We start from the raw sequence: 13,523 nt of genomic DNA, 5'->3' as shown, positions 1-13,523 counted from the left end.
TGCCGCAGCATAGCTGCTCATAAGATCTGCCGCCCGTGTGGGCTGCAGTCGCCTCGCTCGGATGACATCGATCACGTGCCCGCGGTTCCCACCCTCGTGAAGTCATGAAAAAAGGCCCCTCGATGGGGGCCTTCATCATGTGCTCCCCCGACTGGACTCGAACCAGTAACCTGCCGGTTAACAGCCGGCTGCTCTGCCAATTGAGCTACAGGGGACTGCTCCGCTCGGACCCGCCCCTGATTGCTCTCCGGGGGCGTTCCCTCGCTGCGAGCAATACATTAGCGCATGCCAGGGGGTGCGCCGAAATCGGTATCCGCATCGGCACCCACCGGGCTGGGCATGCGCTCAGTACGCATCGAATGAAGGGTGGAAGCCATGCGGTACCGGCTCACGTTCATCTCCGGTCTGGCCGTCGGTTACGTGCTGGGAACACGGGCCGGACGGGAGCGGTACGAGCAGCTCCTCAAGACCGCGCGGCAGGTCTCCCAGAACCCCGCCGTCCGCAATGCGGCCGAGGCCGCGGCGACGAACGGGCGGCGCGCCGCCTCGCGCGCCATGGAAACCGTCGGCTCCAGGATGGGTGACCGCCTGCCGGACTCCGTGACGGAGCGCGTGCGCTCTCTGCGCGACCAGCGATCCGCGGATGCGGACGACTGGGGCACCACGAACACCTAGGGGGCCCGTCTTCGAAGCAGCGCAGTCAGCCCGAAGGGCGGGCCCCGCGGCGTGTGGTGCGTGCGATCGCAGAGCGGAGGACGAGAGCGGCGCCGCACTGCGAGCGCCGGCGGCAACGCAGCGTGAGGACACTCTGCCGGCGATCGCTGGGTGCACCTCCACCCAGCGGTAGTCGGGGAGGCGTTCCAGGTGTCGCGGGGCAGGCGGACTCCGAAGACGGGACACGGGACCGCTCTCGGCCCGGGCGGCGCGCTCGGGCCGACCCCCGTCCTCCTCGCGCCCCTCCGCTCGGCCGACGATGTGATCACGGTCACGTCCACCTCCGCGAATCCGTCCGCCCTCCACCGCGCGGTGATTCCCCCGGTCCCCGGCGCACCCTCTCAACGCGCCCCCGACAACCGCTCTCACGCGTTTGCGCCGCATCCCTCCTCCCCCACCCGGCGCGCCCCGGGGCCGGGGCCGACGGTCCCCGGTTCCGTCGACCTCGTGCCTGACCGGCCGCATCATCCCGTGCATGCGGCATCATCTGTGCTCATGGGGATAGTCGCCGGCCTGGACAGCTCGTCCGGGTACACACGCATCGTCGTCTGCGACACCGACACCGGTGCCGTGCTCAGGCAGGGCTGTGCCCCGCATCCCTCCGAACCCGGTCAGGGCGAGGACACGGCCGGCGGCCGGAAGCGCACGGAGATCGATCCGCAGCTGTGGCTGATGTCGCTCGGCGAAGCGGCGACCGGCGGGGTGCTCGAGGGCGTGCAGGCCATCGGCGTGTCGGCCCAGCAGCACGGACTCGTACCCCTCGACGCCGACGGTTCCCTCGTACGGCCCGCGCTCCTCGGCAACGACAAGCGCGCGCAGTCCGCGGCCGCCGATCTGGTCGACGCGCTCGGCGGGCGTACGGCGTGGGCCGAGGCTGTGGGATGTGTCCCGACCGCCGCACAGCCGGTGGCGAAGCTGCGCTGGCTGGCGCGGAACGAGCCGGAGTCGGCCCAGCGCACGGCCGTCGTCCTCCAGCCGCACGACTGGCTGGTCTGGCAGTTGCTGGGGCGTCCGCCCCGGCAGACCACCGACCGGGGCGGGGCCTCGGGCACCGGCTACTGGTCGGCGGCCACAGGCGCCTACCGCCCGGATCTCGTGGAGCTGGCGCTGGGCCGCCCGGTGGCTCTGCCGGACGTCCTCGGCCCCTCCGAGCCCGCCGGGACCACACCCGAGGGGCTGCTCATATCCGCCGGTACGGGCGAGACCATGGCCGCGTCCTTCGCCCTCGGTGTCGGCCTCGGCGATGTGGTGGTCTCCCTCGGCGCGTCGGGCTCGATCTTCGCCGTTCACCACGCGCCGCTGGCGGACTCCACCGGCACCATCACCTCGTTCGCGGACGCGACCGGTATGCATCTGCCGGTCGTGCACACACTCAACGCCGTACGCGTCCTGCGCGGCACCGCCGAGCTGCTCGGCACCGATCTGGACGGGCTCTCGGCGCTCGCGCTGAAGTCCACACCCGGCTCGCACGGGCTGGTGCTGCTCCCCTATCTCGAGGGCGAGCGCACGCCGTACCTCCCCCACACCGCCGGGACACTGGCGGGGCTGCGGCGGGAGAGCATGAAGCCCGAGCATCTGGCGCGGGCGGCGTTCGAGGGCATGCTGTGCGGACTGGCGGACGCCCTCGACGTGCTGCGCGGCCGCGGAGTCCAGGCGGGGGGCGCCCCTGGGGAGGCCGGGGGGCGGGTGTTCCTGCTGGGCGGGGCGGCCGAACTGCCGGCCGTACAGGCACTGGCGCCGGCCATACTCGGTGCGCAGGTGATCGTTCCGCAGGCCGCGGACTACGCGGCGATCGGCGCGGCCCGTCAGGCGGCGTGGGCCCTCGGCGTGGCGCAGGGCACCCTGTCGCCGCAGCAGCCACCGCTGTGGCAGGGCCCTTCGGTACAGGTGTTCGACCCGGGCACGGGAGAGGCGACTGGTGAGCCGGGTGCGGACCTGGCGGTGGGCCAGGCCGTGCGGCAGCAGTTTGCATCCGTGCGCGAAGAGACCCACCCGGGCGCTTTCACCCGCAGCGGTTAGTGGCAAAACTCGTTTGACCTCAACCGGAGTTGAGGCGGCAGGGTGTTCCCGACGCGCAGTGCACCGGCGCCGAACCGAAGAGAGACTCCTTGTGCTGATCCGACTCCTGCGGGCCCGTCTCGGCCCGTACCGACGCACCATCGCCGCACTGGTGCTGCTGCAGCTCGTGCAGACCACGGCCACGCTCTACCTGCCGACGCTCAACGCCGACATCATCGACAACGGCGTGGTGGCCGGCGACACCGGCTACATCCTGCGCTTCGGCGGGATCATGCTCGCGATCAGCGTGGTCCAGGTCGCCGGCAACATCGGGGCCGTCTACTTCGGTGCACGCACCGCCGCCGCCCTCGGCCGGGACGTGCGGGCGGCCGTCTTCGACCGGGTGCAGAGTTTCTCGGCGCGGGAGATGGGCAAGTTCGGGGCGCCCTCGCTGATCACCCGCACCACCAACGACGTCCAGCAGGTCCAGATGGTGGTGGTCATGGCGTTCACGCTCATGGTCACCGCCCCCATCATGTGCGTCGGCGGCATCGTGATGGCGCTCGGTCAGGACGTACCGCTGTCCGCCATTCTGCTGGCGGTGGTCCCGGTGCTGGGCATCGCGGTGAGCCTGATCATCCGGAAGATGCGCCCGCTGTACCGCACCATGCAGACCCGTATCGACACGGTCAACCGGGTGCTGCGGGAGCAGATCGCGGGCAATCGAGTCATCCGCGCCTTCGTCCGCGACGCATACGAGCAGAAGCGCTTCGGCACAGCCAACGCCGAACTGACGGATGTGTCGCTGGCGACCGGACGGTGGATGGCGCTGATGTTCCCGACCGTGACCACGGTGGTGAACCTCTCCGGTGTCGCCGTGGTCTGGTTCGGTGCCCACCGGATCGACAGCGGGGGAATGGAGATCGGCGCGCTGACGGCGTTCCTCTCCTACCTCATGCAGATCGTCATGGCCGTGATGATGGCCGCCTTCATGTTCATGATGGTGCCGCGGGCCGAGGTGTGCGCCGAGCGCATCCAGGAGGTGCTCGACACCCGGACGAGCGTGGTGCGGCCGGCCGAGCCCGTCACCGTACTCGGCCGTCATGGCCATCTGGAGATCCGCGACGCCGACTTCCGCTACCCGGGCGCGGAGGCGCCGGTGCTGCACGGTGTCTCGCTGACCGCGCGGCCCGGTGAGACGACCGCGGTCATCGGGTCGACGGGCAGCGGCAAGTCGACGTTGCTGGGGCTCGTACCGCGGCTGTTCGACGCGACGGGCGGCGCGGTGCTGGTCGACGGCGAGGACGTACGGAGGCTGGATCCGGAGCTGCTGGCCCGGACGGTGGGGATGGTGCCGCAACGGCCCTACCTCTTCGCGGGGACGGTTGCCTCGAACCTGCGCTACGGGCGTCCCGAGGCGACCGACGAGGAGCTGTGGCACGCCCTGGAAGTGGCACAGGCGAAGGAGTTCGTCGAGCTGCTGGAGGGCGGGCTCGAAGCGCCCGTGGCCCAGGGCGGTGCGAACGTCTCCGGCGGGCAGCGGCAGCGGCTGGCCATAGCGCGCACGCTGGTGCAACGCCCGGAGATCTATCTCTTCGACGACTCCTTCTCGGCCCTGGACTACGCTACGGACGCCGCGCTGCGGCTGGCGCTGACGGAAGAGACGTCCGAGGCGACCGTGGTGATCGTCGCCCAGCGGGTGTCGACCATCCGCGACGCCGACCGGATCGTGGTCCTCGACGAGGGCCGGATCGTTGGCACCGGTCGGCACCACGACCTGATGCGGGAAAACGAGACCTACCGGGAGATCGTGCTCTCCCAGCTCACGGAGGCCGAGGCGGCATGAGCGGCGGGGGACCGATGGCGCGCATGATGGGCGGGGGTCCCGTCCAGCGCTCGATGGACTTCAAGGGATCCGGCAGGCGGCTGCTGCGGCAGTTCCGTCCGGAACGGGCGACGCTGATCGCGATGGTATCGGCGGTGGTGTGCAGCGTCGGGTTCTCGGTGGCCGGGCCGAAGATCCTGGGTGACGCCACCAATCTGGTCTTCGCGGGGATCGTCGGACGGCAGATACCGGACGGGCTCACCAAGGAGCAGGCGATCGAGGGCCTCCGGGACCGGGGCGACGGCGGTGTCGCCGACATGCTCTCGGGGACGGACTTCACGCCCGGCCAGGGCATCGACTTCGGCGCGGTGGGCGGTGTCCTTCTGTTCGCGCTGGCCCTCTTCACCGCGGGCGGACTGTTGATGCTGGCGGCCACCCGGCTCTCGAACCGGGCCATCAACCGCACCGTGTTCCGGATGCGCGAGCAGGTGCAGGCGAAGCTGTCGCGGCTGCCGCTGTCGTACTTCGACCGGCAGAAGCGCGGTGAGGTCCTCAGCCGGGCCACCAACGACATCGACAACATCGCGCAGACGCTGCAGCAGACGCTGGGGCAGCTCGTCAACTCCCTGCTGACCATCATCGGTGTGCTGGTGATGATGTTCTGGATCTCGCCGCTGCTGGCGCTGGTCGCGCTGGTGACAGTTCCGCTGTCGGCGACGGTCGCGACACGGGTCGGAAAGCGCGCGCAGCCGGAGTTCGTCCAGCAGTGGAAGACGACGGGCACGCTCAACGCCCATATCGAGGAGATGTACACCGGGCACGCCGTGGTGAGGATCTTCGGACGGCAGCAGGAGTCCGCGCGGGACTTCGCCGAGCAGAACCAGGCCCTGTACAGGGCCGGTTTCAAGGCGCAGTTCATCAGCGGAAGCATGCAACCGCTGATGATGTTCGTCAGCAACATCAACTACATGCTGGTGGCGGTCGTCGGCGGACTGCGTGTCGCCACGGGCGCCCTGTCGATCGGTGATGTGCAGGCGTTCGTCCAGTACTCGCGGCAGTTCTCGATGCCGCTGACGCAGGTCGCCTCGATGGCCAACCTCGTGCAGTCCGGCGTCGCCTCCGCCGAACGGGTCTTCGAACTGCTGGACGCGGAGGAGCAGTCGCCCGAGCCCGCCTCCCCTCCCCCGCCCGGTGAGCGCCGCGGCCGGGTCGCGCTGGAGCAGGTGTCCTTCCGCTACGAGCCGGACAAGCCCCTCATCGAAAATCTGTCCCTGGCGGTCGAGCCGGGCCAGACGGTCGCCATCGTCGGGCCGACCGGCGCCGGGAAGACCACGCTCGTCAACCTGCTGATGCGGTTCTACGAGGTGAGCGGCGGCCGGATCGCCATCGACGGGGTGGACACGGCGACGCTGCCCCGGGAGGAACTGCGGTCCGGGATCGGCATGGTGCTCCAGGACACGTGGCTCTTCGGCGGCACGATCGCCGAGAACATCGCATACGGCGCCTCGCGCGAGGTGACCCGCCGGGAGATCGAGCAGGCGGCGCGGGCAGCGCATGCCGACCGCTTCATCCGCACCCTGCCCGACGGCTACGACACGGTGATCGAGGACGAGGGCACGGGCGTCAGCGCGGGGGAGAAGCAGCTCATCACCATCGCCCGGGCGTTTCTGTCCGATCCGGTGATCCTGGTGCTGGACGAGGCGACCAGCTCGGTGGACACCCGTACGGAGGTGCTGATCCAGCGGGCCATGGCCGGGCTCAGCCGGGGCAGGACCAGCTTCGTCATCGCCCACCGGCTGTCCACGATCCGCGACGCGGACCTGATCCTGGTGATGGAGAACGGCGCGATCGTGGAGCAGGGCACGCACGAGGTGCTGCTGACCGTGGGCGGTGCGTACGCGAGGCTGTACGCGGCCCAGTTCGCGCAGGCGGTGGCGGAGGTCGACTAGCCGCCCGTGACCGCGGTGCCGTGAAGCGGGCGCCTGCCGCCCGTGCCGCCGGACCGTAAGCGGGCGCCTGCCGCCCGCTTACGTCATGCGGTGCCGGAGCGGCCACTCCGGCCGGTCGCGGGGGGCGGGGCCAGCTCGGCCTTGCGCCCCTTCAGCTTTCGCCAGACGGTGCGCAGGGCTTCCAGGTCCCCCTCGTCGAGGACTTCGGTGAAGATGGGGGCGAGGCAGTCGCGGCGGGTGGCATCCGCCTGCTCGAAGAGCTCATGCCCCTCCGCGGTGAGAGCGACCTCGATGGAGCGGGCGTCCCGGGCGGAGGGGGTGCGCACGACCAGGCCCCGCTCCTGAAGCGCGTCGAGGACGCGCGAGACCTGGCTGCGGCTGAGCATGGTGCTGTTGCCCAGGACTGACGCCGGGACCGGGTCATTCTGGGAGGCGAGCCACAGCATCACCTCGAACCAGGAGACCGGGAGACCGTGCGCCTTGTTCAGCGCCTTGTCGACGCGGTCGGTCAGGACGGTCCCGGCCCACACCAGACCGTAGAAGGCATGGTCGGCCGGGGACATTTCCGCTTGTGTGAGCTTCCCTCTCGTCATGTGAGCAGATTCTATCGGGTTGCGTGCGCACACACGTAATATTAATATGTGTGCACACGCACCAGCGAAAGGCACTTCCATGTCCCCCAAGGTCGTTCTCATCACCGGCACCTCCTCCGGCATCGGCCTCGCCGCCGCCGTGGCCTCGGCCCAGGCCGGCTGGACCACCGTCGCCACCCTTCGCGACACCTCACGTGCCGATGCCCTGCGCAAGGCCGCCGAGGCCGCCGGGGTCGAGCTCGACATACGGCAGCTGGACGTCACCGACCCCGGCTCCGTCCAGGCGGCCGTCGACGGCGTCATCGCCGACCACGGCCGGCTCGACGCCCTGATCAACAACGCCGGAGCCGGCCACGCGGGCACCATCGAGACTGACACCGTCGAGGACGTACGCCGCGTCATGGAGGTCAACTTCTTCGGCGTCGTGCAGATGACCAAGGCGGCTCTGCCCCACCTGCGCGCCACCGGCGGACGGCTCATCACCGTGAGCTCGATCGGCGGCGTGATCGGGCAGCCGTTCAACGAGGCGTACTGCGCCGCCAAGTTCGCCGTAGAGGGGTTCATGGAGAGCCTCGCCCCGGTCGCCGCCCGGCTCGGCGTCACCGTCGGCGTCGTCGAACCGGGGCCCGTCTCCAGCGAGTTCATCGCCAACATCGGCGTGGATCCGGTGGCCGCCGTCGCCCAGGCCGGCCCGTACGCCGACGCCCTGCAGGCGTACGCGAACCGGACGGCGGAGCATTTCGCCACCAACTCCCAGACACCGGAGCAGGCCGCGGCGCCCCTCGTGGACCTCCTGCTCGCCGAGCGCCCCGCGTTCCGCGTCCAGACCTCCCCGTTCGTCAGCGCCGTCGCCGCGACCAAGCTGGCCGACGGCGACGGATCCGCCACGCTGGCCATGACCGGGAGCTGGCTGGGCTGACGGGCCTCCCCCGAAACGGCCGGAGGCCGGGCCGGCGTGCGGGCCCGGCCTCCGGCGACATCCGCTCTACGCACCGCCCTCCGGCGGCTTGGGCCCACCGAAGCCGTGCTCGGAGAGATCGAACCAGTTCCCCTCGGGGTCCATGGCCCGGTACTCGGCGAACGGCCGGTCGGTGAACCGCTCCGCGGGTTTGTCCGCGCCGCTCGCCACGAGCGCGGCGGAGATGGCCTCGGTGTCCGCGACATGGAAACCGAAGTGGTTCATCCCCACGGGCGTCTCCCCGTCCAACTGGTGCTTGATCAGGGCCAGGGAGAGATATCCGTCGCTGAGGAAGCAGCTTCCGTCGGGATCCCGGTGGAAGAGCTCCATCGCGAAGATCTCGCTGTAGAAAGCGGCCAGGCGCTCGGGATCGCGTACGACGATGGCCAGATGGCGCAGTTTGGGCCTGGAGGTGGCGGTCATGGTGGAGGCTCCTTGACGTGGTGGGGGATGCCGGGGCTCAGCGCCCGCCGGCCGCGGCGACCGGGACCATGTTGTGGAACGCGGTGATCCGCCACCCGCCCGTGGACGCGGTCCGTTCCACGACGGCGAGGGCATGGGTGGAGACGAGCGGGGTACCATCGGCGCCCACGATCGTCGACTCGGCGTTCACCGTGGCGAGATCGGGGCGCAGCGCCCGGATCCCGGTGACCCGCGCGCGGAGCACCGTCCCCCGGTACGCCGTACGGAACAGCCGGTCGTGTCCGGCCGCGATGCCGTCGCGGCCGGGCGGCTTCTCCCCGCGGACGGTGGTGAAGTCGCAGGTCTCCGAGAAGTTCGCCGCGAAGGACGCGGCGTCACCGGCCGCCCAGGACCGGGCCATCGCATCCCACAGCTCATGGATTTGCTGCTCGTCGTCGGCCGTCAGCGTCGTCATGGCGGTCATGGTCACACCGTCGCTTCCGCGCCGCAGGGAACCCGGGGGCCGCTGGTCCCGACCCGTAACGACAGTTGCGGGCACGGGAGTTCCGGGCTGCCCTCCGGTAGTGGAGCCCAGGCGCCGAGTGCGTGGAAGAGCGTCCCGTTCCGGCGCTCCAGGTAGCAGATGATGTTCACCGGCCAGCCCGTGCCGCGGAAGAGATACGCGTCCATGGGCGTCGGCCGCTCACTGAGGACGGCGTCCCGCTCCTGCGGCGGGCCGATCCGGTGCCAGTCGGGGTGCATATGGATCGAGCCCAGAACTTCCAGTCCCTCGTCCTCGGCCTGGCGCGAGATCGCCAGCAGATCGCGGGAGTCGAACCACCAGCCCCGTGTCTCGTTCTCGTAGGAGGGGCCGAACCGCGGCGGGATCGCTTCGGTGAACTCACGCCTGGCCGCGGGGTCGCTCGTCCGCGCGTTGCGCCCGAAGGCCACGTCCTCGATATGGACGCTGCCGGACCGGACATGACCCAGGAGGAGAGCGAAGCACGGCAGCGGGGTGTCGGGGGTGAGGCGGTCGTACTGAGCGACGGCGGCGCCGAGAAACAGATCGAGCGCGCGGTCGTCCATGAGCACGGTGGGTGGGGTGGACAGGGATGAGGTGGGTGTTGTCAAGGGCATGACAGTTCTGTCTCCCTGAAAAAGGGCAGGCCGGGGTCGCCGACCATGCCCGGAGAATGGCCATTCGTGAAACAGCAAATGACCGGTGAATGCGGTGAGTTGAGTCTATGTCAGTCCTTCGGCCGACTCAATGATCTGTTCGCTTATCGAACGCCGACCGCGGCCACCGGCTCCAAGTGGTCGGCCATGACGGCCGTTCGGTCCCACGACGCCATGGCGTGGAATCGACGAGCGCGGCGGGCCGGCCCGTCAGTCCAGATAGCCCCGCAGTTGCTCGGCGAAGGCGTGCTCGCGGAGCTTGTTGAGGGTCTTGGACTCGATCTGGCGTATCCGTTCGCGGGTCACGCCGAAGATCCGGCCAATCTCCTCGAGCGTCCGCGGGCGGCCGTCGACCAGCCCGTACCGGAGCTGTACGACCTTGCGCTCCCGCTCGCCGAGCGTGGAGAGCACGGCCTCCAAGTGCTCGCGGAGCAACAGGAACGCGGCGGACTCGACAGGTGAGGTGGCGTCACCGTCCTCGATGAGATCGCCGAGCGCGACATCGTCCTCCTCACCCACGGGCGCGTGCAGGGAGACCGGCTCCTGGGCGAGGCGCAGCACCTCGCTGACCCGCTCCTCGGGGAGGTCGAGATGGGCGGCTACCTCGTACGGCGTCGGTTCGTAGCCGCGCTCCTGGAGCATGCGGCGCTGGACGCGGACGACCCGGTTGATGAGCTCGACGACATGGACGGGCACCCGGATCGTGCGCGCCTGGTCGGCGAGCGCCCGGGACATGGCCTGGCGGATCCACCAGGTGGCATACGTGGAGAACTTGAAGCCGCGGGCGTAGTCGAACTTCTCCACGGCTCTGATCAGGCCGAGGTTGCCCTCCTGGACGAGGTCGAGCATGGTCAGGCCGCGCCCGACGTAGCGCTTGGCGACGGAGACGACGAGCCTGAGGTTGGCCTCGATGAGGCGGCGCTTGGCCATCCGGCCGAGGACGACCAGCTTGTCGAGGTCGAGGGCGAGCTGGGAGTCGAGGTCCGGGGTGGTGCTCAGCTTCTCCTCGGCGAAGAGGCCCGCCTCCACCCGCCGGGCGAGCTCGACCTCCTCGGCGGCCGAGAGCAGCGGGATCCGGCCGATCTCACGGAGGTACTGGCGGAACAGATCCGAGGAGGGGCCGCCGGACTCGATGGCGCGCAGCGGCGCGCGCAGCGGCATAGGGGGCCCGGCCTTCTCGACAAGGACCCCCGCGGCGGTCCCGGCGACCTCGGCGGTCTCCGGCGCGGGACCGCTGCCGGATACGGGACTACTGCCGGATACGGGGCCGCTGCCGGATACGGGGCCGCTGCCGGATACGGGCCGGTCCTCCAGGTCCGGATGGTGCGGTGCGAGCTCCTGCGGCGGCTTCGTGGTGGCCTCGCCGTTCAGGGTCCGGGTCTGCACGGGAGCGACCTCCAGGGTGAGCGCTGCCGGATCAGGGCCATGCGGCTGAGGAACGGTTGCGGCCGGGCCGCGGTCCGTCCCGTCCGTCTGAAGCGGATCGGCAGGGGGCTCCGGCCCCGACCGGCCGGGCCCGCCGCGCTCCGATGACTCAGGCACCGCCCCCCAGTGTGGGGTACGACACATGCCCGCCACGAGAGGTCTGCGCCCACTTTCTCGGCGGAAAGTGACCCGATGCGTCCGGTCGATTACAGCAACTCGCCCTGGTTTGCGGGGTGATGACGTGAACGGCACCGGCGCGCGCGGAGGAGGAGGGGCGAGCCCGGTGACTACAGAGCGGCCGCGCCACGGTCCTTGAGGGACCGGCCGTAGTCCTGGAGGACCTTCAGCTCGTTCTGCACGGCGATCATGGCGGAGGTCTCCGGCCCACTCTCCAGGCGGCGGAGCTGTGCGTGGATCTCGGCCACCCTGCGGTTGACGGCGGCGAGCCGCACGGCCACCAACTGCGTGCCGGCGTAGAGGTCGTCGGGGACGCGCCGGGTGTGCAGTGGCTCGACAGCGAGCTCGGTGACCAGGGCGCGCAATGTGTCGTTGGGCGCGGCGTCACGGACCCGGGCGAGGTAGTCCCCGTCGGCCGCCGCCGCTCCCCCGGCGTTCTCGATCGCCGTGCGGACGGTCGCGTAGGGCGGGGCGGTGAACTCGTCGGCACCGTATGCGTCGAAAGCCGGGGAGACCAAGTCGGGCCGCTGCAGGGCGAGTTTGAGCAGCTCGCGCTCCACACGGTGAGCGGGGCTGCGGAGGTTCAGGGCAGGGCCGCGCGGGGACCGGGGGCCTGCTCCCTGCCCCGCCGCCGGGACGCCGGACGGCTGCGGGCCCGGCGCGCCACGAACGTTACGCCCCTGGGCCGGGCCGTCGCCTCCCTGACCGGCCCGGCTGCGGGAGAGCGCGCGGACACGCCGGATGATGGACTGCTCCTCGGCCTGGCTGGTGATACCGACCATGCCGACGAGGCGGATCGCGTAGCGGTCGCGCAGACCGGTGTTCTTGATCGCGGCGACGACGGGGACGGCGGCGTCGACGGCGGCGATCCGGCCCTCCTCGGTGTCCAGGTTGTAGCGCGAGACGATCGACCGCAACGCGAAGGCGAACAGCGGGGTGCGGGACTCGACCAGGGCCCTGACCGCTTCGTCGCCCTCGGCGAGGCGGAGTTCGCAGGGGTCCATGCCGCCGGGGGTGATGGCGATGAAGGTCTCGGCGGCGAACTTCTGGTCGTCCTCGAAGGCGCGGAGCGCAGCCTTCTGCCCGGCCGCGTCGCCGTCGAAGGTGAAGACGACCTCGGCGCTCGCGTTGTCCATCAGCAGCCGCCGGAGGATCTTCACATGGTCGCCGCCGAAGGAGGTGCCACAGGTGGCGATGGCACCCGTGACACCGGCGAGATGGCAGGCCATCACGTCGGTGTAGCCCTCGACGACGACGGCGCGGCTGGTCTTGGCGATGTCCTTCTTGGCGAGGTCGATCCCGTACAGGACATGGGACTTGCGGTACAGCGGGGTCTCGGGGGTGTTCAGGTACTTGGGGCCGTTGTCGTCCTCGCGCAGCTTGCGCGCGCCGAAGCCGACGACCTCGCCGGTGATGTCGCGGATGGGCCACATCAGACGGCCGCGGAAGCGGTCGATGGGCCCGCGGCGGCCGTCCTGCGCGAGACCGGAGAGGATCATCTCCTTGTCGGTGAACCCGCGTCCGCGCAGGAATCGGACGAGATGGTCCCAGCCGGCCGGGGAGTAGCCGACGGAGAAGTGCTGCGCGGCGGCCTGGTCGAAGCCACGGGCAGCGAGGAACTTCCGCCCGATCTCGGCCTCGGGACTGTCGAGTTGATCGATGTAGAACTGCGTGGCGATCTTGTGGGCCTCGATGAGACGGATCCGCTCGCCCTGCTGCCGGCCCGGGGTGTAACCGCCCTCCTCGTAGCGAAGCGTGACCCCGGCCTGGGCGGCGAGCCGTTCGACGGCTTCGGAGAAGGAGAGATGATCGACCTTCATCACGAAGTCGATGGTGTCGCCGCCCTCCTGGCAGCCGAAGCAGTGGTAGAGCCCCTTGCTCGGACTGACATGGAACGAGGGCGACTTCTCATCATGAAAGGGGCAGATCCCCTTCAGGTTGCCCCCTCCGGCGTTGCGCAGCTGGAGGTACTCGGATACGACGGCGTCGATCGGGACCGCGTCCCTGACCGCCTTCACGTCGTCATCGATGATCCTGCCTGCCACGGGGGGATTCTACGGCCGGGGTCGGACAACCCCGGCCGCAGTGGTCCGTGGCGCGGGCGCACGACCCGTAGCGGCAGACCACCTCCGCGGGCACACGACCCATGGCGGCAGACCACCTCCGCGGGCACACGACCCATGGCGGCAGACCACCTCCGCGGGCACACAACCCATGGCGGCAGACCACCTCCGCGGGCACACAACCCATGGCGGCAGACCACCTCCGCGGGCACACAACCCATGGCGGCAGACCACCTACGCGGG

11 protein-coding genes and 1 tRNA gene are annotated in these 13,523 nt (G+C 70.3%); 5 read left to right on the top strand and 7 right to left on the bottom strand.

Going from position 1 to position 13,523, the window contains the following annotated elements; translation table 11 throughout:
- Positions 1-142: 142 nt before the first annotated feature.
- Positions 143-215, bottom strand: a tRNA-Asn gene (locus tag AB0M26_RS13220).
- A 160-nt stretch (positions 216-375) separates the two neighbouring features.
- Between AB0M26_RS13220 and AB0M26_RS13215 the strand changes: the two genes are divergently transcribed.
- From AB0M26_RS13215 to AB0M26_RS13200, 4 genes are all read left to right on the top strand, one after another.
- On the top strand, positions 376-675 hold the full coding sequence (locus AB0M26_RS13215) for a YtxH domain-containing protein (protein ID WP_365259165.1): 300 nt from the start codon (positions 376-378) through the stop codon (positions 673-675).
- Between the two features lie 534 nt (positions 676-1,209).
- A complete protein-coding gene (locus AB0M26_RS13210) occupies positions 1,210-2,733 on the top strand; it encodes an FGGY family carbohydrate kinase (protein ID WP_365259162.1) in 1,524 nt (507 codons plus the stop codon).
- Between the two features lie 91 nt (positions 2,734-2,824).
- Complete coding sequence (locus AB0M26_RS13205) at positions 2,825-4,558, top strand: ABC transporter ATP-binding protein (RefSeq protein ID WP_365259160.1); 1,734 nt, start codon at positions 2,825-2,827, stop codon at positions 4,556-4,558.
- Positions 4,555-6,486: an ABC transporter ATP-binding protein gene (locus tag AB0M26_RS13200; RefSeq protein WP_365259157.1), complete on the top strand. Its 1,932-nt coding sequence runs from the start codon at positions 4,555-4,557 to the stop codon at positions 6,484-6,486. Before AB0M26_RS13205 ends, AB0M26_RS13200 begins: the two co-directional genes overlap by 4 nt.
- 83 nt (positions 6,487-6,569) lie before the next feature.
- On the opposite strand, the gene AB0M26_RS13195 is transcribed toward AB0M26_RS13200, so the two are convergent.
- Entirely contained in the window at positions 6,570-7,079 is a 510-nt protein-coding gene (locus AB0M26_RS13195) for a MarR family transcriptional regulator (RefSeq protein WP_365259154.1), read from the bottom strand.
- 40 nt (positions 7,080-7,119) lie between these two features.
- On the opposite strand from AB0M26_RS13195, the gene AB0M26_RS13190 reads away from it, so the two are divergent.
- Positions 7,120-7,998 (top strand): SDR family oxidoreductase, encoded by an 879-nt coding sequence (locus AB0M26_RS13190; protein ID WP_365259431.1) that lies wholly within the window; start codon positions 7,120-7,122, stop codon positions 7,996-7,998.
- A 66-nt stretch (positions 7,999-8,064) separates the two neighbouring features.
- Here the strand turns inward: AB0M26_RS13190 and AB0M26_RS13185 are convergent, their stop codons facing one another.
- From AB0M26_RS13185 to dnaG, 5 genes are all read right to left on the bottom strand, one after another.
- On the bottom strand, positions 8,065-8,460 hold the full coding sequence (locus AB0M26_RS13185) for a VOC family protein (protein WP_365259151.1): 396 nt from the start codon (positions 8,458-8,460) through the stop codon (positions 8,065-8,067).
- Positions 8,461-8,497: 37 nt separating this feature from the next.
- Positions 8,498-8,923: an SgcJ/EcaC family oxidoreductase gene (locus AB0M26_RS13180; protein ID WP_365259148.1), complete on the bottom strand. Its 426-nt coding sequence runs from the start codon at positions 8,921-8,923 to the stop codon at positions 8,498-8,500.
- Positions 8,924-8,925: 2 nt separating this feature from the next.
- Positions 8,926-9,576 carry a hypothetical protein gene (locus AB0M26_RS13175; protein WP_365259145.1) on the bottom strand — a complete coding sequence of 217 codons (651 nt, stop codon included), beginning with the start codon at positions 9,574-9,576 and terminating at the stop codon, positions 8,926-8,928.
- Between the two features lie 249 nt (positions 9,577-9,825).
- Complete coding sequence (locus AB0M26_RS13170) at positions 9,826-11,184, bottom strand: RNA polymerase sigma factor (protein ID WP_365259143.1); 1,359 nt, start codon at positions 11,182-11,184, stop codon at positions 9,826-9,828.
- A 143-nt stretch (positions 11,185-11,327) separates the two neighbouring features.
- A complete protein-coding gene (gene dnaG, locus AB0M26_RS13165) occupies positions 11,328-13,262 on the bottom strand; it encodes a DNA primase (protein ID WP_365259139.1) in 1,935 nt (644 codons plus the stop codon).
- Positions 13,263-13,523: the final 261 nt, after the last annotated feature.

This window comes from Streptomyces sp. NPDC051776, assembly GCF_040681345.1.
Taxonomy (GTDB): domain Bacteria; phylum Actinomycetota; class Actinomycetes; order Streptomycetales; family Streptomycetaceae; genus Streptomyces.
This window is presented reverse-complemented; position numbering and strand designations above follow the sequence as displayed.